24 protein-coding genes, 2 pseudogenes and 2 riboswitches are annotated in these 26,614 nt (G+C 61.8%); of the genes and pseudogenes, 14 read left to right on the top strand and 12 right to left on the bottom strand.

From position 1 onward, the window contains the following. Position 1 precedes the first annotated feature (1 nt). The 9 genes from BXE_RS38685 (at position 2) to BXE_RS38645 (ending at position 9,537) form a co-directional block, all read left to right on the top strand. Positions 2-949, top strand: a complete 948-nt coding sequence (locus tag BXE_RS38685; RefSeq protein ID WP_011493583.1) for a 3-oxoacyl-[acyl-carrier-protein] synthase III C-terminal domain-containing protein — start codon at positions 2-4, stop codon at positions 947-949. A 25-nt stretch (positions 950-974) separates the two neighbouring features. Then, the gene (locus BXE_RS38680; RefSeq protein WP_011493582.1) at positions 975-2,591 is read left to right on the top strand and encodes an acyl-CoA ligase (AMP-forming), exosortase A system-associated; all 1,617 of its coding nucleotides are present in this window, start codon (positions 975-977) and stop codon (positions 2,589-2,591) included. Next, a complete protein-coding gene (locus BXE_RS38675) occupies positions 2,588-3,796 on the top strand; it encodes a pyridoxal-dependent decarboxylase, exosortase A system-associated (RefSeq protein WP_011493581.1) in 1,209 nt (402 codons plus the stop codon). Before BXE_RS38680 ends, BXE_RS38675 begins: the two co-directional genes overlap by 4 nt. Before the next feature lie 24 nt (positions 3,797-3,820). Continuing rightward, complete coding sequence (locus BXE_RS38670; RefSeq protein WP_011493580.1) at positions 3,821-4,921, top strand: acyl-CoA dehydrogenase family protein; 1,101 nt, start codon at positions 3,821-3,823, stop codon at positions 4,919-4,921. Between the two features lies 1 nt (position 4,922). Next, positions 4,923-5,531, top strand: coding sequence for a GNAT family N-acetyltransferase (locus BXE_RS38665; protein ID WP_011493579.1), 609 nt, complete (start codon positions 4,923-4,925; stop codon positions 5,529-5,531). Between the two features lie 68 nt (positions 5,532-5,599). After that, the gene (locus BXE_RS38660; RefSeq protein ID WP_011493578.1) at positions 5,600-6,592 is read left to right on the top strand and encodes a 3-oxoacyl-[acyl-carrier-protein] synthase III C-terminal domain-containing protein; all 993 of its coding nucleotides are present in this window, start codon (positions 5,600-5,602) and stop codon (positions 6,590-6,592) included. Next, entirely contained in the window at positions 6,589-7,515 is a 927-nt protein-coding gene (locus BXE_RS38655) for a 3-oxoacyl-[acyl-carrier-protein] synthase III C-terminal domain-containing protein (RefSeq protein ID WP_011493577.1), read from the top strand. Before BXE_RS38660 ends, BXE_RS38655 begins: the two co-directional genes overlap by 4 nt. A 319-nt stretch (positions 7,516-7,834) precedes the next feature. Further along, entirely contained in the window at positions 7,835-8,623 is a 789-nt protein-coding gene (locus BXE_RS38650) for a LuxR family transcriptional regulator (protein WP_011493576.1), read from the top strand. A 164-nt stretch (positions 8,624-8,787) separates the two neighbouring features. Then, the gene (locus BXE_RS38645; protein WP_011493575.1) at positions 8,788-9,537 is read left to right on the top strand and encodes an acyl-homoserine-lactone synthase; all 750 of its coding nucleotides are present in this window, start codon (positions 8,788-8,790) and stop codon (positions 9,535-9,537) included. Between the two features lie 22 nt (positions 9,538-9,559). Here BXE_RS38645 and BXE_RS38640 read toward each other — a convergent pair whose 3' ends face one another. From BXE_RS38640 to BXE_RS38625, 4 genes are all read right to left on the bottom strand, one after another. Further along, entirely contained in the window at positions 9,560-10,126 is a 567-nt protein-coding gene (locus BXE_RS38640; RefSeq protein WP_011493574.1) for a hypothetical protein, read from the bottom strand. Positions 10,127-10,923: 797 nt separating this feature from the next. Further along, positions 10,924-11,151: a helix-turn-helix transcriptional regulator gene (locus BXE_RS38635; RefSeq protein ID WP_011493572.1), complete on the bottom strand. Its 228-nt coding sequence runs from the start codon at positions 11,149-11,151 to the stop codon at positions 10,924-10,926. Between the two features lie 353 nt (positions 11,152-11,504). After that, the gene (locus BXE_RS38630) at positions 11,505-12,698 is read right to left on the bottom strand and encodes a tyrosine-type recombinase/integrase (RefSeq protein WP_011493570.1); all 1,194 of its coding nucleotides are present in this window, start codon (positions 12,696-12,698) and stop codon (positions 11,505-11,507) included. A gap of 550 nt (positions 12,699-13,248) precedes the next feature. Next, entirely contained in the window at positions 13,249-14,484 is a 1,236-nt protein-coding gene (locus tag BXE_RS38625) for a tyrosine-type recombinase/integrase (RefSeq protein ID WP_011493569.1), read from the bottom strand. 145 nt (positions 14,485-14,629) lie between these two features. On the opposite strand from BXE_RS38625, the pseudogene BXE_RS38620 reads away from it, so the two are divergent. The 4 genes and pseudogenes from BXE_RS38620 to BXE_RS38605 all read left to right on the top strand — a co-directional run. After that, positions 14,630-14,899 (top strand): annotated as a pseudogene (locus BXE_RS38620) (hypothetical protein); the annotation flags it as partial. A 28-nt stretch (positions 14,900-14,927) separates the two neighbouring features. After that, positions 14,928-16,091 (top strand): aromatic ring-hydroxylating oxygenase subunit alpha, encoded by a 1,164-nt coding sequence (locus BXE_RS43525; RefSeq protein ID WP_011493568.1) that lies wholly within the window; start codon positions 14,928-14,930, stop codon positions 16,089-16,091. A 19-nt stretch (positions 16,092-16,110) separates the two neighbouring features. Next, positions 16,111-17,085: a PDR/VanB family oxidoreductase gene (locus BXE_RS38610; protein ID WP_011493567.1), complete on the top strand. Its 975-nt coding sequence runs from the start codon at positions 16,111-16,113 to the stop codon at positions 17,083-17,085. Positions 17,086-17,098: 13 nt separating this feature from the next. Beyond that, positions 17,099-17,722 (top strand): flavin reductase family protein, encoded by a 624-nt coding sequence (locus BXE_RS38605; protein ID WP_011493566.1) that lies wholly within the window; start codon positions 17,099-17,101, stop codon positions 17,720-17,722. A 63-nt stretch (positions 17,723-17,785) separates the two neighbouring features. Here the strand turns inward: BXE_RS38605 and BXE_RS38600 are convergent, their stop codons facing one another. After that, positions 17,786-19,015 (bottom strand): D-amino acid dehydrogenase, encoded by a 1,230-nt coding sequence (locus tag BXE_RS38600; protein WP_011493565.1) that lies wholly within the window; start codon positions 19,013-19,015, stop codon positions 17,786-17,788. A gap of 45 nt (positions 19,016-19,060) precedes the next feature. Next, positions 19,061-19,149, bottom strand: a riboswitch (glycine riboswitch). A 1-nt stretch (position 19,150) separates the two neighbouring features. Next, positions 19,151-19,244, bottom strand: a riboswitch (glycine riboswitch). Positions 19,245-19,371: 127 nt separating this feature from the next. Between BXE_RS38600 and BXE_RS48365 the strand changes: the two genes are divergently transcribed. Next, complete coding sequence (locus tag BXE_RS48365; protein WP_148223142.1) at positions 19,372-19,479, top strand: phenol hydroxylase subunit; 108 nt, start codon at positions 19,372-19,374, stop codon at positions 19,477-19,479. 151 nt (positions 19,480-19,630) lie between these two features. Here BXE_RS48365 and BXE_RS38595 read toward each other — a convergent pair whose 3' ends face one another. From BXE_RS38595 to BXE_RS38570, 7 genes and pseudogenes are all read right to left on the bottom strand, one after another. Further along, positions 19,631-20,158 (bottom strand): GNAT family N-acetyltransferase, encoded by a 528-nt coding sequence (locus tag BXE_RS38595; protein ID WP_011493564.1) that lies wholly within the window; start codon positions 20,156-20,158, stop codon positions 19,631-19,633. A gap of 9 nt (positions 20,159-20,167) precedes the next feature. Beyond that, complete coding sequence (locus tag BXE_RS44970; protein ID WP_407668652.1) at positions 20,168-20,476, bottom strand: hypothetical protein; 309 nt, start codon at positions 20,474-20,476, stop codon at positions 20,168-20,170. Positions 20,477-20,624: 148 nt separating this feature from the next. Next, positions 20,625-20,806: pseudogene (locus BXE_RS47575) on the bottom strand (M20/M25/M40 family metallo-hydrolase); the annotation flags it as partial. Between the two features lie 162 nt (positions 20,807-20,968). After that, on the bottom strand, positions 20,969-21,313 hold the full coding sequence (locus tag BXE_RS38585) for a DUF3088 domain-containing protein (protein WP_011493563.1): 345 nt from the start codon (positions 21,311-21,313) through the stop codon (positions 20,969-20,971). Between the two features lie 251 nt (positions 21,314-21,564). Then, complete coding sequence (locus BXE_RS38580) at positions 21,565-24,021, bottom strand: TonB-dependent receptor plug domain-containing protein (protein ID WP_011493562.1); 2,457 nt, start codon at positions 24,019-24,021, stop codon at positions 21,565-21,567. Positions 24,022-24,555: 534 nt separating this feature from the next. Beyond that, positions 24,556-25,596, bottom strand: coding sequence for an LLM class flavin-dependent oxidoreductase (locus tag BXE_RS38575; RefSeq protein ID WP_011493561.1), 1,041 nt, complete (start codon positions 25,594-25,596; stop codon positions 24,556-24,558). Positions 25,597-25,657: 61 nt separating this feature from the next. After that, positions 25,658-26,602: an ABC transporter substrate-binding protein gene (locus tag BXE_RS38570; RefSeq protein ID WP_011493560.1), complete on the bottom strand. Its 945-nt coding sequence runs from the start codon at positions 26,600-26,602 to the stop codon at positions 25,658-25,660. Positions 26,603-26,614 lie beyond the last annotated feature (12 nt).

Below are 26,614 nucleotides of genomic sequence, written 5' to 3'. Positions count from 1 at the left end.
GATGTCTGCAACGCCACTCCCTTCTGTGCTGTCGCTGTCCGGCGTCGCATCCAGCCTGCCGGTACGAACAGTCGATGCGAACATCTGGGCCCGTCGCTGCGGATTTCCCGAGGCGCGCGCAAATGCGCTGCTGAAGAATGGTGTGCAGCAGTTCCACGATGCTACAGCGACATCCCCCGTCGCATTCGCGTGCGAAGCGGTATCCGCCCTGCTCGAGGACACCGGCACGACGCCAGCAAGCATCGATGCCCTCATCTACACCCACACAATCCAGAGCAATGTCCTGGCACCGCCCGCCGGCACTGCGGCGTTCATCCAGTCCCGCCTGGGCCTGGAGCGCGCCCTCGCGTTCTCGGTGATGCAGCAGAACTGCGTGTCGCCGATGGCCGCCGTCCACCTGCTGCGCATGCTCACCGTCGCGGGTCGTCCCATCCAGCGGGCGATCGTTGTCTGCGCGGACGTGATGGGCTCGGGCTGCGATCATCTGCGCGCCATCCAGGACCTCGCGCTACACAGCGACGGCGCATGTGCGCTCCTGCTGGAGCGCTGTGTCGATCGCAACTGCATCGTGGGGTTGCACCTTTATACGGACGCTCGCTACTTCCGCGGCACCGACGATGACCTTCAGCCCGTGCCGGATGATCGTTACTACTGGTCAGCATTTACGACGATGCGTGCGGCACTGGGACAGGCAGGCATCACGGGAAGCCAGCTCGTCCGTGTCCTGCCTCACCACGTCAACCTGCCCGGCTGGTCGCGCCTCATGACCATGCTGTCCGCGCCTCAGGAGCGTCTTTTCACCGCGGGTTTCGGACGCCTCGGCCACGTGTTCGGCGCCGACCCGTTCATCAATTTCCACACCGCGCCACGCGGGGAACCGGGCTCGCACTCCCTGCTGTTTTCCAGCGGACTTGCCGGCTGCTTTGGCGCGATGGTGATCCGCCACTGATCCCGAACCTGATCGCTATCCAGCCATGAGAAACCTCATTGATCTCATCCAGTCGGCGGCGCGCCGCACACCCGATGCGGAATCGCTCGTCTGCGGCGATGTCCGCCTCACCTACCGCCAACTGCTGCAAAGCAGCCGTGCGTTCGGACAGGTATTGTCTTCCCTCGGTGTGGCTCCGGGCGGACGCGTCGCCATCTTTCTCGACAAGCGAATGGAGACTGTCGTGTCGATGCTCGGCGCCTGTGCTGCAGGATGCGTTTTCGTTCCGGTTAATCCGCTCCTGAAACCGGAACAGGTGGCCCACGTGCTTCGCGACAGCGGCGCCCGGTGCCTCGTGACCACCGCATTGCGTGTCCGCGCCCTGGCCGCGGAGGGCGTTGCGCCGGTAACCGACCTGATCCTCGTAGACGAACCGGACCAGGTTACTCCTGATCAGCCGACCGCGGTCAGGGTTCACCGCTGGCCAGACTGCATCTCCAGCCCCGACGACGCGCTGGTGCCGGCCCCGGCCGTAACATGCATTGACACCGACCTTGCCGCCCTCCTCTATACATCCGGCTCGACGGGATTGGCCAAGGGCGTGATGCTCAGCCACCGGAACCTGCTCGAAGGCGCCTGGAGCGTCGCCGAGTATCTTCGGCTTGATCCGTCTGACCGAGTCCTTGCCGTCCTGCCCCTGAGCTTCGATGCGGGCCTCAGCCAGCTAACCTCGGCGTGGTCGGCAGGCGCCACAGCAGTGCTGCTGAACTATCTCACGGCTCATGATGCTGTCCTCGCGTGCGAGCGCGAACATATCACTGCGATCACGGGTGTCCCGCCATTGTGGATGCAACTCACCGGCGCAACCTGGTCAGACGCGGCGCGCAATACTTTGCGCTACTTCGCGAACACGGGAGGGCGTCTTCCGCTGCCTGTTCTGCAGAAGCTGAGGGCGCTGTTTCCGCACGCTACGCCCTTCCTGATGTACGGGCTGACCGAGGCGTTCCGCTCCACCTTCCTCGACCCTGCCGAGGTTGACCGTCGACCCGACTCGATCGGCAAGGCCGTGCCCAATGCGCGGGTACTCGTCGTTCGCGAGGATGGCACACCGTGCAACCCGGACGAAGCCGGCGAACTGGTGCATGTCGGCGCATGCGTCACCCTCGGCTACTGGAACGACGCCGTGCGCACCGCGCAACGCTACCGCCCTTCGCCCGAGGCGAAACCCGGTGGCGCGCCGCGTGACATGGCGGTGTGGTCCGGGGACCTCGTGCGGTGCGACAGCGAAGGTTTTCTCTATTTCATCGCCCGCAACGACGCCCAGATCAAGAGCTCCGGCTACCGGATCAGCCCGGAAGAGATCGAGGAAACAGTCCATTCGAGCGGCCTTGTCGTGGAAGCCGTCGCGCTGGGCGTCCCGGACGATGAGCTCGGCGAAGCGGTTGTGCTGCTCGTCGTCCTCGCCGGTGATTCAGATATCGATGAGCTACGCAACTGGTGCACGCAGCGCCTGCCGCGTTACATGGTTCCTCGCCATATCGCCAGTTATCCGGATATTCCACGCAACGCCAACGGTAAATTCGACAGGGCGGCCCTGCGTAGCACGGTTGCGTCGTCCGGCCTCGCCTCACTCAAACGCGGCCCAGAGGAGAAAGCATCGTGACCCTCACCTTTGTCAGGCGCCCCCCCGGGCTGCAGTTCGGCGGCCTCGACGTGCGCCAGCTGGCCGACCGCGCCGGGCGTACGCCGTTCTTCGCCTACGACCGCTCTGCGATTGACATCCGCGTGCGGGAACTACGCAACCTGCTGCCCGCCGGCATGCATCTTCACTACTCGATCAAGGCGAACCCGATGCCCGCCGTGATCCACCACCTCGCCCAACGGGTCGACGGGTTCGATGTTGCCTCCGCACAGGAGATGGCGCTGGCGCTCGATGCCGGCACCGCTCCGGACGCAATCGGGTTCGCCGGGCCGGGCAAGTCTCACGACGACCTGCGCCGCGCAGTGGCCAGCGGCATCAATGTTCACGTCGAGTCGGAAACCCAGTTGCGGCTTGTCACCGCCCTTGGGTGGGAGCTGGGCGTGCAGCCCAGCGTGGCGATCCGCGTCAATCCGGATTTTCAGGTTGGACACAGCGGCATGCGCATGGGCGGCGGTGCCGCACCGTTCGGCGTGGATGTCGACCAGGTCCCGGCACTGCTGCGCGAACTCGAAGCGCGGGAAGTCGCCCTCGCTGGCTTTCACGTCTTCTGGGGCTCGCAGTGCCTGCATGCGGCAACCATCATCAAAGCCCAGCGCCAGAGTGCTGATCTCATCCTTCGACTCGCCAGCGGGGTGCCGCGGCCGCTGCGGTTCGTGAATCTCGGCGGCGGCTTTGGCATCCCCTACTTTCCGGGCGAAACCCCGCTCGATGTAAAGGCGGTCTGCGAGGCGATGCAGGACTGGCTGCCGCCGCTTTGCGAACGTCTGCCCGGAACGACGCCGATCCTCGAACTCGGCCGTTACCTCGTGGGCGAGGCCGGTATCTACGTGTGCCGTGTCATCGACCGGAAAGTGTCGCGCGGCAGGACGTTCGTCGTCACCGACGGCGGACTGCATCATCACCTGGCGGCCTCCGGCAACTTCGGCCAGGTCCTGCGCCGCAACTTTCCGGTCGTGATCGGCAACCGCCCCGACGGCGTGCCACGCGAGCGGTGTCATGTGGTCGGGTGCCTCTGCACGCCACTCGATCGTCTTGCGGACGAGGTTGAACTTCCCGAAGCGCACATCGGGGATTTCGTGGTGATTATGCAATCGGGTGCCTATGGCCGTTCGGCGAGTCCTGTGCGTTTTCTCAGCCACCCGGAACCCGTCGAAATGCTCGTGTAACACCGCACCATCCGGAGAAACGTCATGCCATTCCGCCAACCCGTGGTCACAGACCTCGCACCAGGATCCTGGAGACTCAACGGCGAGCAGCAGGGGCTGGTTACGGCCGCAAGACAGTTTGCTCGTGAACGCCTGGAGCCACTGCTGGGTGGCGCGCCCGACTCCGCCCGCTGGAGCGAAACGGTCCGGCTTGCCGCGACACTCGACCTCGCGACCATGATCTTGCCGGAACCGAGAGGCGGCATGGGAATCAGCCGGCACGACCTTGCACTGGTCATTGAGCAGTTCGCAGCAGGTCCGCTCGAACGGGCCGCAGAACTGACACTGAGCAGCGCCGCGCTGATGACGCTGCGCGAATACGGTGCACTCGACCTGCTACCCGATCAGACTATCCAGCATTACCTTGACGGCACAACGTCGATCGCACCAGGTATCCCTGACGTCGACGCCTCGGGTTTCTGGGTGTTGCGCCAGCATGCATGCTCGCAGGCAATGATGGTCCGGATGGACGGTGAACGTCCGCAGCTCGTGCTCGCTACGCTGACCGGGAGGCGGGGCACCGGGCGTTGCTTCTCCGTTGCCCTGCCAGGGCCACTCTCCATCGAGCGATACACAACCGTGCCGACAGGCGATACGCTGCTTCGGGTTGTGTCCGACGACGCGACCACGGAAGGCAATCCGGTACGGCAGTGGCTTGTCGACGCAGCAACCTACCTCGCAGCGCTGCTGTCGGGCGCCGTCAAGCAGGGCGTGAACTTCGCCCTTGCCTACAGCGCTTACCGGCAGACGTTTCGCAAGCCAATAGCCGCGCACCAGCTCGTCGCCGTACGGCTCGCCGACATGCTGATATCGGCGCATACCATTCACCTTTTTCTCAGATCCATCGCAGCACAGGATCCGCAGACGGATATCGCGCCCGTGCGGTCCATGGCCCACCACGTTGCCACCGAGGCATTGGACGTTACGCGCGAGCTTGTACAGCTTTGCGGCGGTCATGGCTATGTGGGAAGCATGCCGCCTGCTGCACGGTTCCAGACGGTGCACTGGTTTGCGATGCTGTTGATCAAGCTCGAAGCCGGTCTAGGCGCGCTCGCTGCGCCAGACGTCCACCAGCGGGACAGTTGACGTGAGCAGCCAGGACCCGGCGGTGGAACCCGCACATCGCACTGACGGACCCCACCGGACCGGCGGAGAATCCGGTTCATGCTGGCTTCGTGAACCCGACTCTGACGATGTCAATGACATCGCTGCCTGGCTCGCCGAACAGCACATCAACCAGTGGTTCGATTTCGGGCAGGGCCGTCAAACGCTTTCCGTGCTGGCCGTGCGGTTCATGATCCAGAGCGGTCGGCACCGCATACGCATGTTTGGGCCCGCAGGCCACGAGGCCGCAAGTGGTCTCGTGGCCGTCAGCGACCTGGCGCATGCATTCGGCACCGGCTCATTCTGGGTGCTGCGCGACAGCCGACGACCTGCCTGCAGGGACATGACATTTACCGCGTCCACCATGCTGCTGCGCGAGGCGTTCGAAGCCGACCGGCTGCATTGCATCACGGCGTGGGCCGTGGAGTGCAACGTGCGCTCGCGACATCTGCTCGAGCGGATCGGCTTTCACCTGATCGGGCAGCAGCGTGATTGCCACGTCATGTATGGCTCCCGGTATGGACGCGTACACTATGATCTGCTGCCAGCCGATCTCGTCGACGACACCGGCTCACCCCAGCGTGGCGCATGAAGCCGCCCGTCATCACCGCAGTGACGGCCTGGGTGCCAGACGCCATACCCCTGTCCCGGTGGACGGCAATGGAGTCCTCACTGCGCGCGACCGGGCATCCCGGCTGGGACGCCTGGATGCGGTCCTGGCACCCCGACTACGGACACTGGCTAGAGGCATGGCCGGGTGAGGAGGCCGCCGGTTCGCCCCCCGTGCACCTGGCGGGTCTGGTAACGCCCGACATGAACTGCATGGTGCCGGTTGAGACCGGTACCGATCTGTCAGGGCTCGCCGCAAAAGTGACAAAAGCGATCTGTCGCGCACGCCCACCGGACGCACGACCAGTCGAGATCATCGTGTTCTGTCACAGCAGCCTCGATGAACACGTTTCGACCACGGTCGCCGGACGCCTGTGTGCCGAAGTCGGCACACCATGCTTTCCTTTTTCGATCTCGCAGCAACATGGTGTATCGCCATTCACAGCATTGCGGATCGCATCCGACCTGTTCATCGCCGAACCGGACATCCACACGATACTCATTGTCGCCGCGGAAAAGTGGCGTCCACCGTTTTCAAGAATGTGCGGACCTGGCATCGTGCACGGTGATGCCGCGGGTGCGCTGCTGATCGAAAGGACCCACCAGGGAGGAACCAACCTGCAACTGCTCGATGCTGCAACCCGGCACGTTCCCGTTGACATCGGGATCCGTGCATCGGGGATCCCCGATACACCCACATCCGCCCTGACTTCGATGATCGACTTCCTGCTCGCCCGGCACGACCTCCGTCACGAGGATATTGACGAGGTCGTTGGGCATCCCGGCATTCCGTCGCTCACACGTTCAGTAGGGGAACTTCTCAACCGGCCCGCCGCCCGGGCGCAGCATGCGGTTTGCGTTCATCTCGGCGCGGCTGAATCCATCGTAAGACTTGCGCAGACGCTCACCCGCGGCACCTTTCGCCAGCGACACCGCATGTTGCTATGGGGCTATGGAATCGGCGGATCTGTCGGCACTGTGTTGCTGGAGGCGTGCTGCGCACCCTTCCGCTGTCAGCAGGATGCGGTCTGGTCCGTCTCATGATCCCCGATCTCGGCATACCGCACGTCGCCTTTCATCTCCCCCAGCGTGTCGACGACGTCCGGGGCTGGGGAAAGAGGACCCGGCAGACGATCGCCACCGTGCAGAACCTGGAGCGGGCCGGGATGCGTTACTACCGCAATGCGAATGGACAGACCGCAATTGGACTTGCGGCCAGCGCGATCCAGCGTCTTCTGGTCGCCTCCGGTATCGCACCTCCTGAAGTCGACTGCATCGTCTACGTGCATACGCTCCAGGGCAGCATCGCGCCACCACCGCAGTCGCTGCCCGGCCTGCTCTGTGACCGGTTTGGCTTCACCAACGCGGAAGCTTTCTCGTTCGCGCAGCAGCATTGTGCATCCGCCCTTGGCGCGCTGCGCGTGATTCGCGCGATGTTCATTGCCCGGCCCCACATGAAACGGGTCCTGCTCGTCGGCGCCGACGTAATGCCGCTCGATTCAGAAAGGTTGATGAAAGCAGAGGGGATTCTGGGTGATGGAGCGTTTGCTGCATTCATCGAGCGCGATGCCGCTGTCAACCGCCTGCTCGCAATCGCGACGCATGCCAGCGGCCTGGGCTGGCGTGGAGTACTGTCCAAAGACGAACAGCGCCTCGCAGCGCAATATTTCCTCGCTGCACGTGGTCTGATCACGCAGACAATCCAGCAGGCGCACTGCACACTGAACGATATCCAGCGCATCCTGCCTCACCATCTCGATCTACCCGCATGGCACCGCCTGCTCGACTCTCTTCACTTCCCGCGGGAGCGGTTGTTCGAGAAGAATTTTGCGCGAATCGGCCACGTCACCGTCAGCGATGCCTTCATCAATCTGGCCGACTGCGACGGACTGATTCCTGGCAGGCCGTTTCTGCTTTTTGCACGCGGCGTAGGCGGGTTTTCAGCAGCAGCGCTGCTGGTCCGTTAGCCGACAATCGATCCAACCCCGCTCCGTCCACGTGCCATCAACGCACAGTGAATATGGTGTAATCCCTTACATGAATCGCCGGTCCGCTTTCTGCAGACTATAATAAATCTTAAATGCGAATGCGATTGAATACGTACGCGGCACGTGTTCAGTTGACCTCGCGGGGGCCGCTTCTGCGGCAATCGTATGCGGGCCTCTGACTGGCCCCTCACTCCCGGGAACGCATGTCGCGTGAGCCACGCTATCGTTGCGGGTATGCATGGCTTTCATGTGGCAACCAGAGTCCCGTGCTCTGTGGGGCGGCACCGAGGTAGCCAGGATGACACCTATCTCTCGACGCCGTTCGAACGAGGGCCCGCACCGGCCATCGACCGTCTCTGATCGCCAGCAGGCTGGCGCGCCGGCACCGCTCAAGCGTCTTGCATGTGCCACCGATATCCCTTCTCTCGTTGAGTCGTTCGGCCATGCGGCTGGCAAACTCGGCTTCCCCCATTACGTGATCAGCCGCGTTACGCGCAGCCGCTCGACCCGCGCACCGCAAACGGCACTCGAAATGATCGGTTCGCACTATCCGAAGGAGTGGGTGCAGCACTACCAGCGGCGGGACTACGCGTTAACCGATCCTGTTCATCGGGCGGCGTTCTTCCAGTCGGCGCCCTACCGTTGGCACGACATCATCGACCTCACCAAAGCCGACCACCGGTTTCTTGGCGAAGCAAGCGAGGCAGGACTACCCGCGGGACTCAGCATCCCGGTCCACCAGTCCGATGGCAGTGTCCTGCTGTTCAACCTGGCGGGGCCTCTACATTCCGTCAACAGCGAAATCAACGCCCGGCGGGCATGCCTGATGAGCGCGCAGTTTAACTTCGAACTGCACCGCCTCGGGCTGATACATTCAAGAAGAGCCGCACGCCTGCTTACACCTTGCCAGATCGTATGCCTCACCTGGGTCGCCCGCGGAAAAACCTCGGCCGAGATCGGCGAAATTCTCGGATGCTCTCACTATACCGTTGACTACCACGTCAAGAAAGCGATGGAGGCACTCAACATCTGGGGCAGGACGGCTGCGGCCGTTCAGGCGACGGTACAGGGCCTCATAAAACCCTGAAGCTGCTTTCCCCGGTTCTACCATCCAAGCTGCCCGTCGCCCTGTACGCGGCGCGGGTCAGTGCACACTCGCGCATGCTAACTGGCACCCTCCTAAATCTCCGAGTATCTGAGCCGCAAACGCGCTGATAGCGTCGCTTCAACGGCTAACACGAGGAGGGGCCCATGTCATTCGTCGTTGCCGGCAGGCTCGATGACCTGCCATCACATATCCGTCACGATCTTGGAACCTTCCGCCATCAGGTGTTTATCCAGCGCCTGCACTGGGAAATACCGGGCGTACCGCGCGATGCCATCAGCGAATGGGATGAATTCGATGGAGGCAGTACCGTCCATCTGGTTGCCCTGTCGGCGAACGACAGGGTCTGTGGATGCGCTCGCCTGATGCCTACCACAGGACCCTATCTGCTCCGTGATGTCTTCCCGGAACTCACTGGCGCGGGTTCCCCACCTTCATCACCGTCGGTATGGGAAATGTCACGATTCGCCGGATCGGGGCTGACCGACCATCGCACCGGCTCCGCCTCAGGCATGTCGTTGTTCCCTTACGCAATGTCGCTCGCGCGGTCCTTCGGCGCGACACGGTTGATCGGCGTCGTCACGCGCCCTGTTGCGCGTCTGTATCGCCGGTTCGGGCTCGACCTCCGCCATATCGGTGCTAGCTCGTCGCCCGGGCACGCCGACATCGTTGCGTGTGCAATCGACCTCACGACCGCCACCTTCGATAAACTTCAATGCGATGCCGACAGTCTGCTGAGATCGATCTCATGCCTGGGACATCTCCCGCGGCCCCAGCAGAGCTTGTGCGCTCCTTTGAAGGCGAAAGAAGAGGGACTACATTCTGCTGTCTCCAGGGACGAGACGAGTTTCCCGGCTTGCGGCAGCGGAACAGCCCGCACGGAACGGGCAATTTAAATTGGCTCCCTGCACTCGGATATCAGCGTCCCCCCGGTGACCGACCATGGTGCCGGTTGTCGGCCTCCTTTACCCGGTCAGGTCTGATCGCCGATGCATATGCCTGCCCGCTGCGTGAAGCTTCGCCATTCGACTGTGAAGTCAAGCCCAGACGCTCGTCGATCGCGTGCGCGACGGTCGTGGACTTAGGCGGATGATCGTGGTCGCAGCCTGCCCAGAACGTATACATTGCATCAAACAGGACGGACAGTATCGACGTCACGTACGGTAGCTTCACGACGAAGCCCTCGTCTGATTGTTCGCTAGCGGGCGTGTCCCAATGCCCCCGGAAGTCGGTCGTGGGCATCATGATCCGCAGGGAATCGAGTTCACGCTGCAGGCGATCTTCAAATGAGTAATGAACTGTCGCCGAATGCGCAAGCGCCTTGCGTAGCTCGCAGAGCTGCCGGTCCTTCATCTCCATGCATCGGGCTAACCTGCGAACCTCGGCTTCGGCCCGTTGCAAGCGCTGATCAGAAGTAGCGTTTTCCGACAGCATCAGCGGGGCGCTGTCTATGCCGGTGCCTGTCCATGCATTGAGTTCTTTCATGACGTACCCTGCTTCAAATGCGCATGCCTATATCGTTCCGGCTGCGCCTATTCCCGCTGCAGAGCGGGAACGATGACACATCGAGTTTCCGCCACCAGTCGTCACGTTTAATCGCGACGGTTATCTGGCGTCACCCACGTATCTTTTTTCGGTTTTCTCAGACGAAATATCAACTGCAAAAAACGGCAGGGTGTGCCACATCTGAATCAGCCTGTGTACTCAGCAGAGAAATACAGACAGTACAGGTGATCCCCGCTTGCCGGGTCGGCGGGCGCGCGATACGGGCACTACGGTGCATGGGCGCGCGTTCCGGACGCACCATTGCGTCCAGCAGCCTGGAAGAGTTCCGCCAGTGAGAGCAGACGGCGCGCATGCCTAGACCAAAAAGGTGATGCCGCGTTACCGTGGCGGCATCACCAGCACATGCTCCCGATCCGCTGCGACAGCGCGTCTTTGGCCTGCGTGGCAAAGGTACAATTCGGGCTCGAAATTTCCAGCGTCGCCGCCATGGAGTATCACGTTACCTACGAGTACAGTCTGTCCGATGCGCCAGACGACGAGGCGTTCGTACGGTATGCCCAGACACGAAATCACCGCGATGAAATCCGACCGACAAAGGCGGGGGCGCGTACGCCGGCGCACCAGACTGGTTATACAGTGACCGAGAACGTGTGCCGACGATGCGATGGCGGCACACTACATCCAGCAGTGGCGACGCAAGGACACCGACTGACAGCAAAGGCCCGGCATGTGGCGCTGATGAGACGCCCCGCCCATTCCTTTCAGGAGCTCGGCATTCACATGGTGCCCCGCCCGACCACTTCCCTGCGGCTCGCAATCCACGCATCAATTTCGCTTTCAACCCACGCCACCCTCCCGCCACCGATCTCCACCGGCCGCGGGAATTTCCCTGCCGCCAGATACCGGTAGACCGTGCTCGCCCCAAGACCCACGCGGGTGCGAACCTCTCGAAGGCGAATGAGACGCGCTTTCGCGCCGCTGTGCCCACTCATATGCTCGTTCATGATTCAGGCCCTCCTGACTGCGTCCGGACGCCACCAGACACTGCCAATCTAGCCTGCACCAGCGAATGCATCAAACATCCGGTCAGGAGAATCATTCCTGAAATCCTGAGTGACCCGCTCGCCGCCGACATCCCATCGTTTCCCAGCGGTTCCCATCAATCGTGACCGAACGAACGGTTCTTGCTCAGGCGACCGATTAGAGAAAAAAACTTCGCTATTTCCGGCAGTACCGCTGTACCTTTCAGAAGCAGATTCGTCCCATGGGAGGCACGCAGCCGCGTTCCATACATGCCTGAGCGACAGACCGCACACGCAGGCATGCCGCTTCAAAGCTCCGTGACCAGTCTGCACCACTACACATTGCCTCCACAGTGAACAGCCCAGTCGTCCATCATCTGTTTGCGCCGCTGGAACATGTCGCCGCGACGGTACGCAGCCTCTACCTTGTCATCGACTGCGTGCGCCAGCGCCATCTCAGCCATTTCGTTGGGATAGCGCGTACATTCCGCCGCCCAGTCACGGAACGTCGACCGGAATCCGTGCACCGTCAGACCAGCAATTTTCATCCGGCGCAGCACCGTCAGCATGGCCATGTTGGACAGCAGCCTGCCTTTCCTCGTGCCTGGAAAAACCAGATCGCCTTCCGCCCCATCGAGCAGTCCACGCACGAGGGCAAGCGCGGGCCCCGACAGCGGAATCCGGTGCGGACGGCCAGCCTTCATTCGCTCCGCACTGACCGTCCAGGTCGCGGCGTCAAGATCGAACTCACCGCGAACCGCACCGATGACTTCGCTGGTCCTCGCGGCAGTCAGGACAAGCAGTTCGAGTGCCCTCGCGGCGAGACCCTCCTGTGCCCTGAGCGCGTTCATGAACGCGGCCACCTGCGCATAGGGCAAAGCGGCGTGATGCCGGACCTTCCGTACCCTGGCGCGTGCAGGAAAGATCTTGTCGAGATGCCCTTTCCACCGTGCCGGGTTCTCGCCTTCGCGGTACCGGTGCACCGTCGCCCAGTCGAGCACCGACTCGATGCGTCCGCGCACTCGGCTGGCTGTTTCGGGCTTCACCTGCCAGATCGGCTCAAGTACCCTCACGACGAGCGCCGTATCGATATCGCGTGCGGGAAGCGGCCCGATGACCGGTGACGCGTAGGTGCCCAGCGTATTTTCCCATTGCATCGCGTGCTTTTCGCTTTTCCATCCTGCACGATTGGCCCTGATGAACGCCCTGCTGCACTCATCAAACGTCCTGCTGTGCGCAGCTGCCGCGTGCTGCAGCATGCGCTCGGCACGACGGGACTCGATTGGATCAATACCTTCAAGCAGCATCTTCCGGTACTGTGCGGCCGTCTCGCGCGCGTCGGCAAGAGACATGGCATGCAATGGCCCGAGGCCCATCTCGCGCAACCTACCCCTGCGTCTGAAACGATAGACCCACGAGCGTGTACGTGCCGTCGACACCTGCAGGTACAGCCCGCCACCATCGCAGTAACGACCGGGCTTCTTCAGACGTGCGACACCGAGTGAGGAAAGACGGTAAAGGGTACCCATGGTGCCTCCTGTCAGGCCATATCCGCAGATGCGGTTAAAGCGTACAGGGCGACGCGGACCTGCACAAGTGAAAACCCCGGAGAGCCCCGCGTGGCGGGCCTCTCCGGCTGTTTCCGGGACATTGCGGCATGGTCCGGGAATTCCTGCTGGTCTCGAGGCTGCCCTCCGATCCCACTCGGCCAGGTGTCGCCACAGCCGCTCCTTCCCGTTGCGAAGCCGTGTATCAGGAGCCCCCTCTTTCATTGCCCTACTGCATATTGCGCAACAGCAGACTTCACATTGATCAGGATCACTATGTAAATGGAATGCTGCATGGCAATTTGATCCTTGACCTCGAGACCTGACAGGCGTTATCCGAAAGCGCTCCGACAGTGGACAGCAGCCGCCTCACATCTGCCTGTAAAGACAGCGGAAGGCGACGCCGGGGCCGCCGCGCGACACGTGGCGACGGTACGGGCGGGCTACGCCCAACGCACACTGCGTCGCGGTCGCCCGCCCGTTCATGGATAACGACAACGAGAGGCGGATGCGGCACATCCGCCCGTCGCCGTCATTCCCCGTCCGCCTGCCGTGCGCAGTATGCGGCCCAGTCGTCCATCATCTGCCGGCGTCGCTGGAACATGTCACCCCGACGGTAGGCGGCCTCCACCTTGTCGTCCACGGCATGCGCCAGTGCCATCTCTGCCATCTCGTTGGGATACGTCGTGCACTCTGCCGCCCAGTCACGGAAGGTCGAGCGGAATCCATGGACTGTCAGGTCCGTGCGCTTCATCCTGCGCAGCACTGTGAGCATCGCCATGTTCGACAGTGGCTTGCCCTTCTTCGCTCCCGGGAACAACAGTTCGTCCTGCACTCCGTCCAGCAGCCTGCGCACCAGATCAAGCGCCGTCTCCGACAGGGGAATCCGGTGCGCGCGCTGCGCCTTCATCCGCTGGGCCGGCACCGTCCACATCCCCGCATCAAGATCGAATTCGCTGCGCGTCGCCCCGATGACCTCGTTGGTCCGGGCCGCGGTGAGAATCACGAGTTCCAGGGCCCGCGCCGCCAGACCTTCCTGGGCCTTGAGCGCCTTCATGAACGCTGCCGCCTGCGCATAAGGCAAAGCCGCATGATGCTGGACCTTGCGCACCTTCGTGCGTGCTGGAAGGATCTTGTCGAGGTGGCCTTTCCACCGGGCCGGATTCTCTCCTTCCCGGTATTTGTGAGCCGTTGCCCAGTCCAGTACCGACTCGATGCGCCCGCGCACGCGGCTCGCCGTCTCGGGCTTTGCTTCCCAGACCGGCTGCAGCACGCGCACGATGTGCGTCGTGTCGATGTCACGTACCGGGAGCTTGCCGATGACCGGCGAGGCATAGGTGTCCAGTGTGCTCTCCCACTGGGCCACGTGCTTTTCATTCTTCCAGCCCGCGCGGTTGGCCCGGATGTATGCCGTGGTGCATTCATCGAAGGTCTTCGTACGCGCAAGCTGCGCAGCGCGCTGCGCCTGTTCCTTTCGTCGCTCCTCGATGGGATCGAGCCCACAGCCGAGCTGCCTGCGACATTGCTGCGCGCGCTCGCGGGCGTCGGCCAGCGACACGCGCAGGAGTCCACCAAGGCCCATCTCGCGCAGTCGCCCTTCATGCCTGAAACGATAGACCCAGGAACGCGCGCCTGCGGGTGACACCTGAAGATAGAGTCCACCACCATCGCAGTAGTAGCCTGGCCTTCTCAGGCGCGCGACGCCGGGTGCGGAAAGGCGGTGGATGGAACGTGAATGTGTCGTGAAGCCTGCTTCCCTCGTACCCATACTTCTACCCATACTTTGACTTGCGATTGATGGGTATTGAGCGGGAAGGTCCGGCACAAGAAAAAACCCCGGAAGGCCCATGTGGCGGCCTTCCGGGGTTAGTCCCGGGACATCGCGGGATGCTCCGGGAAGATCTCCTGGCGGAGACCCCGAACTCGTCGGCGACGTACTCAAGACCATGAAGCAGCTCGCGGACGAAGGCATGACGATGATCGTCGTCACACATGAGATGGGATTCGCACGCGAAGTCGCCGACCGGGTGGTGTTCTTCGATGGCGGCATCATCCTCGAAGAAAGCACCCCCGCGGAGATTTTCAACCAGCCGCGCCACGAGCGCACGCGCGACTTCCTGCGCCGCGTACTGGTCACGCGGCAGGACGCACCACCGCCCATCGCACTCGTGCGCGAAGCCTAGCTCGCCCGTCCATGCATCCGGAGACCCCATGTCCACCCTCGAAAACGTCCACGCCTCTCCCATTCATTTCATGTCAAAGCCTGCGGAAATCGAACACACGCAGCGCCCGCTCAACGAGGCAAGCCACGCTCCGGGCTATATATACGGCGACCCGGACGTGCTCCGGCGCGAAAAGGAGCGCATCTTCATGAAGGACTGGCTGTGTATCGCGCACGTCGACGAGTTGCCCAACCCCGGCGATTTCGTCACTCACACCGTCATCGACGAGCCGGTGCTGATCGTGCGTAATCGCAGCGGCGTGCTGCAGGCGTTCTACAACCAGTGCCGCCACCGCGGCGTCGAAGTCGCCGAAGGCAGGGGCAACGCAAAGATCTTCAAGTGCCCCTACCACGCCTGGTCCTATGATCTGGACGGCAAGCTGATCGGCGTGCCGTTCATGAAGGAAGCCCAGGGGTTTGACCAGAAGAATTGCAGCCTCAAGCCGGTCCGCCTCGACACCTGGGGCGGCTTCATCCACATCTCGTTCGACCCGGACGCCGAGCCGCTCTCGAGCTATATGGCCGAGTACGAGCAGGAGTTCGGGATGTTGCGCCAGGGCGAACTGCGGCTCGGGCTTAGGTGGGAAACGGATTTCGACTGCAACTGGAAATTCGTCTACGAAAACCTGATGGACATCTATCATGTCGGCGTCACGCATGCGGACACAATCGGACGGTACCAGGATCAAAGCAGCTACCGGTATCTGCAGCTGCCGCGCGGCCGTGCCAGTATCCACTACCGGGCAAAAACGATGTCCGAGACGGGTTCGTCACTTTTCGGCAGGCTGCCGTGGATCGACGACGACAGCTTCGCCCGCATCGGCTACCTGCCGCCGAACCTGACCATGCTCGCCCGCTGCGACTACGTCCGACCGGTCACTCACTGGCCGACCGCGGTCAACAGGACGCACTCTGTCGCGTACTTCCTCTTTCCGGAAGACAAGATCGCCGATCCGCAATTCCAGGAAAAGATCCAGACATATGTGAAATTCGTTGAACAGGTACTCGACGAAGACCGCGGCATGATCCTGTCACTCCAGCGTGCGATGAACACGCGCGGCTTCGAACCCGGCAGGATGTCGTTCATGGAGAACGCGATCCATCACGCTCTGGGCTACCACCTCGAACGGCTGTTCGGCCCGCAATCAGCCTGATGCGAGGACTCGACCGTTCATGAGCGAAGCAGATATCACAGCCGCGCCCGGCGAACTCGAAGTCGTCGTGCGTGTGCGGACAGAAGAAGCCGACGGCATCGCCTCGTTCGAACTGCGGACCGCCGACGGCTCGGCGTTGCCATCTTTCGATGCCGGTGCCCACATCGACGTGCATCTGCCGGGCCCGATGATCCGGCAATATTCCCTGTGCAACCCGCCCGGCGAGCGGCACCGCTATGTGATCGCGGTGCTACGGGAGCCCAGCGGGCGCGGCGGATCAGCCCGTATGCATGATTTGAAGGTGGGCGACCTGCTCATAATCAGCCACCCTCGTAATGCGTTTCCTCTGGATGCGGAGAACGGAACGAAGCTGCTCGTCGCAGGCGGCATCGGCATCACTCCGCTGAAGGCGATGGCGCATGCGCTCACTCTACGCGGCATCGATTTCGAATTGCATTACTTTGCCCGCAGCGTATCGCGCGCCGCGTTTCGCGATGCGCTTGCCACGGAGCCGTTCGCGGCGGCCGTGCGGTTTCATTTCGACGGCGACGGGGCCAGCTTGCCGCTTGCCGACGAGACGCTCGCGCCCGAGCGGATCGCCCACATCTATCTATGCGGCCCGACCGGCTTCATCGACAAGGTCCGCGAGCAGGCCATCGCGAGAGGTTTTGCCGCGGAGCGCATTCATGTCGAGCATTTCTCCGCGGAAAACAACGCGTCCTGCGGCCGTTCGTTCGTCGTCGAAGCCGTTCGTAGCGGCGCGACGGTGACCGTCGGAGAAAATGAATCGATCGCGCGGGCACTCGAAAGAGCGGGCGTGCAGGTGCTGACCTCGTGCGAACAGGGGCTGTGCGGCGCGTGTCTGACGCCGGTTCTGGAAGGCATTCCCGAGCATCGCGACGAGTACCAGACGGCCGCCGAAAAGGCGGAAAACGCGAAGATCACGATCTGCTGTTCGCGCGCCCGCACGCCGGTGCTGCGCCTCGACATCTAGACGGAGTTCACTCATGTGGTTCGACCTGAGCCAGCTATCGCCGCGCGACGGCTACAAGCTGCTATCTTCAACCATCGTACCGCGTCCGATTGCATGGGTGGTCAGCGCCGATGCCAACGGCCGCCTCAACGCCGCGCCTTTCTCGTTCTTCAACCTGTTCAGCGACGACCCGCCCGTGATCTGTCTTGGCATCATGGGACGCGCGGGACAGCAGAAGGACACTGGAGCAAACATCCGCGCACGTGGCGAATTCGTCGTAAACCTCGTACCCGAACGGCTGGCTCACCAGATGAACGCAACCGCGTGCGAATACGAGCACGGGGTCGACGAACTGCAAGCAGCAGATCTCGCCACCGCGCCGTGCCCGACGATCGCGATTCCGCGCATTGCCGAAAGCCCCGTCGCGCTCGAATGCATTCCGATGCGGTACATCGAACTCGGCAACGGGCGGATGCTGATTGCGGCCACCGTCCGCTCCGTCTACATCGACGATGCAGCCGTGCTCGACCGGGACAACTGCTATGTCGACACGCCCGCGCTCGGCCTCGTCGCGCGGATGCACGGGCGGGGCGAATATGCACGTACGTCGAACCTCTTCACGATGCCGCGTCCGCCGACACCGCCGGCTTCTTCCTGAAGTCGGCGTGCCTTTGGCTGCGTAGGTCGTCAGCGACTGACGACGACGCGGCCCGATACCGCGCTACGCCGGCAATCCCGCTGCGACCGCGGCAGCCAGAATCTGCGCGGTAGCTGCCGACAACGTCCACCCGAGGTGACCGTGGCCGGTGTTGTAGAAGACACCGGGCATCCTGCCAGGGCCGACCCTCGGCATCATGTCGGGCATCATCGGCCTGAGTCCGCACCACGGTACCACGCGCGACGTGCCGACATCCGGAAAATGCTGGCGCACCCAGTCGACGAGCGGCGCGATCCGGTCGGCCCGAATGTTCCGGTTCTCGCCGTTGATCTCCGCGGTGCCCGCCACGCGAAACCGGTCCGCACCGAGACGGCTCGTGACGATCTTGCGTTCCTCGTCGAGCAGGCTGACCCATGGCGCCGACTGCCGGCTGGCGTCGTCGTCGAGATGAACGGTGATCGAATACCCTTTGACCGGATAGACGTTCACATGGTCACCCAGCATTGCAGCAATACGGCGACTGGCGACTCCGGCCGCGACGACGAGACCGTCGAACGCCCCGTCGCTCGCGACCGATCCGTCCGCCGTGCGAGGCATCAGCAGAAACCGTTCGCCGTCGCGCGCTATCCGTGCGATCTCCTGCTCCATGACGAACTTCACTCCGCGACGTCGGCAGGCGTCTGCGAGACCACGCGTGAACTTGTGAATGTCCCCCGTCGAGTCCGACGGCGTATAGAACCCTCCATGGCACGCCGTGCGCAACGACGGCTCAATCGAGCGCACTTCGGCAGGCGTCACTGCGTGGCGCTCGAGACCGCCTTCGCGAAGTAGCGCGTTGACACGCTTCGCCGCCTCGAATGCACGCCGGTCAGGGTAGATGTGCAGAATGCCCCTGCGTTCGAGATCGAAGTCGATGCCTTCCTCTTCCGCCATCGCATGGAGATATTGGCGGGCGGCGATTGCCATGCGCACCGTCTCGACAGTATTGACCCGGTACCGCGGCATATTCGCGACGAATGCGGCGAGCCACGTGTACTTGTGCCAGCCAGGTACGGGATTGAGCAGCAGCGGCGCGCCCGCCGTCCACATCCATCGCAGCGCCTTCAGCAACGTGGCACCGTTGTTCCAGACTTCAGCATTGCTCGCGGAAAGCTGGCCGCCGTTCGCAAACGACGTGTCCATTGCCGGATACCTGCAACGGTCGACGACAGTGACGTCGTAACCGGCTCGGGCGAGTGTGTAGGCGGAGGTGACGCCGGTAATTCCGGCGCCAATAACAGCGATTCGGGTCATGGTGGTCCGAACAGGGAGTGGTCACTGCCACACGGCAGTGACACCCCATCTGTACGGGTACCTGAGAGCTTGACCGGCGGCGTGCATGAGCCGGTTTCCCCTTCGGTGGGCGCCTCGCGCCTCTCTCCAGATTGTCCTGATCGCGCGGTCCTGGTTGCCTGAGAGTTTCCGGGGCGGTTGCTCCGTCGGCGCCAGCATCCGGGATGCTGGGCTCTTCCGCGCGATTCATAAGTCGACGTGCAACGATAAACCGGTCATTAAAGCAGCGCAAGCACGACGATACCTGCCGCTACGTTGCCGGTTAGCATCCTCATGCACTCCCGTCCCTAAGCGTTCGACTATTCTTTTAGGGCTTCATTGGCAACCTACTGCATGCGCTTACGTACGTATGCGCCGACGGCTTCGTCAAATTCGCCTTTTCGATTGGCGACGCTGATCTCTATGTTGAGCTGATTCCGGGGTAACTATACCTTTCGTGCGGAATATGGCGGTACCCGCCCGCAGAGCGTGTGCCCGCGCAAGCGCACACCATTCAGAATCGCTGGTTGATCACGACCGGCACGCCGTCACTTCGCTTTCGCTCCTGGGATCATTCTCTCAGCGAGTTCGCCGGCGCTAACCAGTTTGCAGCGGGGACAGGTATTTCTCGAACAGGAAGCCAGGTGGTTCGTCCTCACCGAAGTCGTGCGCGGACAGCAAGGTATAGCCACTGGTCCGATATAGCGCTATGGCCTCAGGCTGGCGAGGACCGGTGCCGAGGAACACCCGCGTATAGCCCTGGCGAACGGCCTGCGCCTCCAGTTCGGCCAGCACACGCCGCGCAAGGCCTTGACGGCGATGACTGCGGCTGGCCCAGATGCGCTTGAACTCGGTGGTGCCAGGATCGGGATGGCTCATGAGTGCGCCTCCCGCTATCGCCTGGCCGTCTCGCAACAGCAGCACGAAGGCACCGTGCGGCGGGGCAAACGCCTCGGCCGGATAACGCAGCAATTCGTTTTCGATATCTCCCGGCTTGATCAGCCCTTCGTAACGGCTGCTGTACTCGTAGACCAGTTCATCGAACAAGGGGCGAGCCAATGGATCGTGGACCGAAACATAGACGAAGCGCTCATCCTGTAGCGTTGATGGGGATGTGGCTGCCATGCCTTACCCCTATGCCTGCGCGTAGCGATTCATCGCGGCCAGCGCCGACAACAGGGTGAGCGGCTCAAAGCAGTTCAGGAAGTGCGGAACGGACTTCGCGTTGATGTGAAGTCCATCGGCGACGGGCACGAAGTCAAACTTGCCGGCTTCCACCTTGCGTGCCACGTCCTTGACGAAGTCGGGGTTGATACTCGCATCGATCACCACATCGGGATGTCGCCAGCCGGCGTAATGGCTCCCGGGGCCACCGATAACAGTACCGAGGTGAATCTGCCGTGAGGCAACGGAGGCGGATGTCGCCTGGCTCGCCTGATTCATAAGGTAATCACCTGACATTGACGAAAAAGGTGCGAGCCTGCAACAGCAGTGGCACACCGGTCATAGAGCGGATTGTCCGCCGTCTTTACGTCGATCGACGCCGTATGGCTCCTTCGGACTGCAAATCAGATGCCGCAGGAAACACTCTCAAACCGCGTTTCTTCAGATCGGCAACCATGTTCGGTGCACCGCCGCAGCCGATTTCCTCGTCATACGACAGCGCGAGTGCACTGGTTGCGGGAGCTTGCCGTCGAGCATCTCCGGCAGCAGCGCAAGCATGCTGCCAACGAAACCGTTCGTGTCGCAGGTGCCCCGTCCATAGAGCCGACACGAGCGTGCGGATCCAGTCAAGGGCAGTCTGCCCGGGCTGTCCGGTGGCCGGAATACGGCAGTATCCAGCGCAGACATGATGAACTCCCGCGGACACTGAGAATGATCGAGGTAGTTGTGCTCGCAGCAAACCAGCACGGCGTGTCAATAGATTTGAAGAGTTCAATGGATTTTCGGGAAGCCGTGCCGCTCGGCCAGCAACGCAAGAATCCGCTTGGTGTCGGTGACGAAGCGCTTGTCGCCGAGCGTCTGCGCGTCCTCGGGTACGGGATGCTCGCTGCCGAGCACCAGTACCGGCAGGCCCTGATGCTCATCGTCGAGAGCTGCGATCACGTCGCGCCTCGGTCGCAAAAACGGTATGTGCTTCACGTCGAGTCGCGCGATCCGCACGGGGTCGCTCGCAAGCAGCCCTTCAATCGCCACGCTGTGTGGACAGACAAAGCGCTCGCCCGGGTGAGCGGAATCGGTGAAGCCCGGTTCCAGCAACAGCAGCAAATCTCGGCTCATGGTCAGCAATCCCCTTTGGGTCCGGTCAGAGAAACAAAGATTCTCCGGGTTCAGTACCCCAATAGCCACGAAGAAATTGATCCAGCAATATGAACGGTTCTGCTAAGCGGCGACGAGATCCGGCGAATCCCTCCCCTCTCCGCCACTTCCTGCGCAGCGGAGAGTGCCGCAACGGTCACGAACCTGTGTCGCGTACAGAATGTGTTTTCCTGAAATCGGCGAAAATGGCCAGCTTCCCCGGCCAAACCGAACTAGAAAAGGTACTTCGCGCGCAGATAGTAGAAACCTCCGTCCATACCAATCGCAGACGTCGTCGGATCGATATCGGCTCCCGCATATTGAGCTGCCAGCGGTAACTTGTTTGGATATTCATTGAATAGATTCTTCGCGCCCACCGCCACCTCAAAGTGCTTCGTAACTTCGTAACGAGCCTCAAGGTCGGTGGTGTATTCCACTTTGTTGGTGAACGGTATGAATACGGAGACCGAGCCCGCGTTAGGACCAGTGCTATAAGATTCTTCTGCGGATGTGGTACCGAACCGTGTCTCATGCAGAGATACGCCCCACCTGCCCCAATTCCAGACTCCGCCGATAACGATCTTGCTCTTCGGTGTCCCACTGGTCAGGTAATCAATCTGCCTGGAATTAAGAAGCGGCTGGCCATTTGCTCCGGCAGCGAGATGCGTCAACGTCGTATTGTTGAAGTTGATACCCACGTCCCAATCGATCGTGCCATATTGCCCGATGTAGGTATGGTAGGTAGCGGCCAGATCGATGCCGTCGGTGCGAGTGTTCGCGCCGTTGGTGAAATAACTGGCCGAGATAGCTGACGCCGGGATCCCCAGCGGAGTAGAGAATCCCGCCAGGCCGATGGCATTGATTGCTGCCTGGCCCACCTGCGAGCCGCCCTCGACGATACGGTTGCGGATACTAATTTCATAGGCATCGAGAGTCACGTTGATATCGCGCGCGGGCGTCAACACAAGACCCAGGTTGTAGCTGGTCGACTTCTCGGGCTTCAGGGCCTGTGCGCCGAGCAATCTTGCTGCCGACGAATTCGCGGCAAGCAATGCGAACGCCGAAGTCGGCGTCGGGCTGATTGTTGTGTAATATTCCTCTGCGAGCGTGGGTGCGCGGAACCCGGTGCCAACACTACCGCGCAGCGCGAGCCATGGAGTGAAATCGTAACGGGTCGAGATCTTGCCGTTCGTGGTATTGCCCACGTCGCTATAGTGCTCGAAACGTCCTGCCAGATCGAGTTGCCATTGTTGCGTGAGCCTGGTCGCCAGATCGATATAGGTGGCGAGTACGTCACGCGTATTGTTGCTCGCGCTCGCGGGCGTCAAACCGACCAGCGCCGGCGTACCGCCGTACAGATACGCATTCGGCTCGCCCGCACCGACCGAATAGCCCTCAGTGCGCTGCTCAAAGCCGAACGACACGTTCACAGGCGCCGGTAATAGAGGAACATTGAACGGCCGCGTGAAATCAAGGTTATTGGTCCACTCGGTGCTCTGCTGATTGCCGATGTAAAAGTTCGTCGGCGTCTGGCCCGTTGCCTGATATAAGCCTATATTCTCCGACGTCGCCTGGCTGAAGTGAGCGTAATCGCCACCGTAGGTCGTGCTTAAATCCCACTTCCAGCCCAGCAGATTGTCACCCTTCGCACCGGCGGTGACCGAGAAATCGTTTTCGCCAAGCAGGTCTTGCGGTATAAACCCGTTCGGATAGACCGCCGGCAAAACGACAGAGCCCCGGATCGACTGATAGCTGGCCGCGTCCTTGTGAGCATAGGTGCCGAACCCGTAAAGCTCTACATTGTCACCAAGGTAATAACCTGCGTTGAAGCCGACAACCTCACGGGTACTCTCCGGATCGCCAAAATATATGTTGCTGATCGATCCGGCAAGCGCCCCGGTATGAGCATACTGAGACGTCCGGTCCGTGTGATTCTCATGCGACACTTCTGCGCTCAGATCGAGGAATCCGCCGGCACCGAGGGCGAGTCCATAATGCGCGGACTCGTCCTGATGAAGACCATCGCCCTGATAGGTTTGCCCGGTCGACGTTTCGATAGACCCCCCCTTGGTGTCCGACTTGAGAATGATGTTGATCACCCCTGCGATCGCATCCGAACCGTACTGTGCGGCGGCGCCGTCGCGCAGGATTTCCACGTGGTCGACAGCACTCACCGGAATCAGATCGATGTCGACACCCGTGGATCCTTGCTGCGGACCGGGATTTAGGGAAATAGTCGCGGTCGAATGCCGGCGCTTGCCGTTCACGAGCACCAGCACCTGGTCTGGCGTCAGGCCGTGTAGCGTCAGCACGTCGACCAAAGCGGCTTGCGCGCCACCCATGGCCTGACGCTGGATTGCCGGGGACAGCGAAACCAGTGCGTCGCGCAGATCAGTCTGGCCCGTGCTCTGCAACTGCTCGGACGTAATCACATCCACCGGCGTCAGACTCCTGGAAGCCTTGGTCGCTGTACGCGTTCCCGTCACCACCACCCGATCCTGGATCTGCACGTTGTCCTGCCCACCCGATTGCTGCGCGGGGCTAGCCGGTTGCGCCACTGGCGGCACGGCCTCGCTTTGCGCGTAGGCGGCACCGCTGCACGCGTAGGTGGCGACTGCCAGCGAAATCGTCTTGTGCCGCCACCTCGCAATAGCTCCGCAACCCGGCATTGCCGAAATTTTTTTATTCATAATCGACCCCGATAGACAAATGGACACCATGCGCGGCGCCAGCATCATTGCGCGAGCAAGCACACGGATTATTTAGTTAAGCGGGCAGATAGTGGTCCATCAAAGTCGACTCCTCCAACCAATTATTTTCGGGATAGTCATAAATTCAACGATGTATATACATATGCGTCGATGTCCGGCGCGCGCCGATATCTTGTGTGCCGTTTCGCGTTCTTATGCACCGTTCCGCGTTCTTATAAGAATCATCGGCATGGCGAAACGTTGTAAAAAATAAGTTCGCACTGCCCGGTTCGACAGCACGACAAGATAGCCAGCCACGCCGGGCTGATCTGAACAATGCCAATCAAGTTGGCAAGACTAGCGGCGAAGGTTCCCGGTCGGTGATGAGGAGCCGAGGCGACGTAGCCGCTGGAGACGATGCATTACCGACTTGCGGCGGGTTGGCCGGGTCCTACGATAGCGGATCGAATACGCGCGGTCGCAACCCCATCCCGTTGCAGGCAATCCCTACCAGGAGCCGCCTGCTTGTCGCGCTCATGCAGCCACAGGTTCCCGCTCGGCCGGTGGCCGCCAGCCGAGATGGGGCGCAATGCGTGTAATGAAATCTTCAAGAATCTGGTGATAGTTCTCGAACGGCAGATCGTACGGCAACTCGAGCCGCAGTTCCCGTACTCCCTCCACCACAGGATCCGTAAGCAAGCGCTCGACAATCTCGTCCGCCGTCCCGACGAGGTCAGGAACGAACAATATGCGCCGCTCGCCATGCGGCATCAGCGTACGCGCATAGCGCCCTTCCGCGAAGGACTGATAGCGTTGCCGTGTCCGGATGTCGGCGCCATCAACAGGGACGATTACGCGCCCCAGCGCGACACGCGGCGCACGCGCTTCGTTCCAGCTGGAGTGGAACAGATCAAGTTGACGCAATTGGGCCTCACGGTAATCATCGGTCCCCTCACCCAAGGTAATGTTGCTGATCAACAGATTGAAGCCGTTACGACCCGCCCACTCGATCGATCGCCGCGAGCCACCCCCATACCAGAGCCGGTCGTTCAGCCCCGGCGCGTACGGGGATACGCGCGGTCGAACCCGCCCGGCCGCCGATTCGACAAAGGTGTCCTCGTGTCCGAGCCAGTCCCCTGCCAGATTCCGGCGCAAGCGGGCTATACGTTCATGCGAGAAATCGACCAGGTCTGGATCGCTGTCGAATAACCGCTCACCCAGCAACGCACCGTGGTTCGGCGCACCCGCGCTGAGCCCGACATTGAGTCGCCCCTTCGACAACACATCCACGGTCGCGAGGTCTTCAGCCAACCTGAACGGATTCTCGTACCCCATCTGGATGACGGCCGAACCCAGTCCGATTCGCGTGGTACGCTGACTTGCCGCAGCCAGAAAGGTCGCGGCGGATGATACGGCACGCTCGAGATGGCGCTGACGCACCCAGGCGCTGTCGTAGCCAAGCGACTCACCCACGCGAAACAGTTCGAGCGTTCGCTCGAAACCTGCTTCCGGCTCATCGTCGGAGTAATTCCCGGGTGTCAAAAATGCAATATGATCAACGCGCGCGGCGCACATGTCGAACCTCTGTCTTTTCGCGTATTGGTTTTATCGGACAAAAAAACTCCATGCCACTTGATCAGGCGTCCTTATATCCTGGTGGATTTGTCTCTGAGTGCTCGATTGCCTCGGTTTCAAGCCCCCATCGGGCGAGCGCCGCCTGATATCGACCTCCAGCGATCAAGCCATTGGTCGCCTCGGTCAGCGCCTGCGCGAGTCCAGCGCCCTTGCGCGACGCAATCGCTACGTCGGCCCTGAGCGGCCAACCGGCATTGACGGTTCCAACGAGGCGGATCTTTCCTTGCGTCGCAGCCGCGTAGGCGAGCGGCGCATGGGGATTGAAGATCACATCGGCGCGATTGGACAGGAGCGCGAGCGAGGCGGAGTCCAGATCATCGAAGTACTGGAGCGATGCTTCCTTGAGTCCGTGGCTTATGTTCTGCTTGTTCCATTCCAGCAGGATGCGCTCCTGGATCGTTCCCGAACCTGTGATGATGCGCAGCCCGGAGATATCCTTCGGCTCGTGTATCGACTGGATTGCACTGACCACGGGTACATAGAACGCATGCAAACCGAGCCGATAGGTCGTGAAATCAAATTTCTGTTTGCGCTGCTCCGTCACGCCCACGTTCGAGATCACTGCGTCGTACTTGCCGGAAGCAAGCCCCAGCGGCCAGTCCGGCCATGCGACAGGCACGAATGCCAGTTTTAGGCCAAGCGCGTCGGCCACGAGCTGCGCATAGTCTGGATCCGAACCGACAATCGTGCGCGCGTCGGTGGCATAGCTTGCGAGCGGTGCGGCAAAGGGCGCGACGGCAACCGTCAGCACGCCCGCCTCGACAAAACGGTATCCGTTGCTCAACAGGCGCACTGCAGCGGGGTTCTTCTGGGCTCGCAACCGTCCACGCTGTTCTGGACTGAAGTCGAACGAGCGGATATCGGCTAGTGCCCGTCCCGCCGGCCAGACCATTGATACGGCAGAAAGCGCCGCAAAATTCGCCAGAAATTTCCTACGTGGTGTCATGGGTTCGACTCT

This window comes from Paraburkholderia xenovorans LB400 (assembly GCF_000013645.1).
GTDB lineage: Bacteria > Pseudomonadota > Gammaproteobacteria > Burkholderiales > Burkholderiaceae > Paraburkholderia > Paraburkholderia xenovorans.
This window is presented reverse-complemented; position numbering and strand designations above follow the sequence as displayed.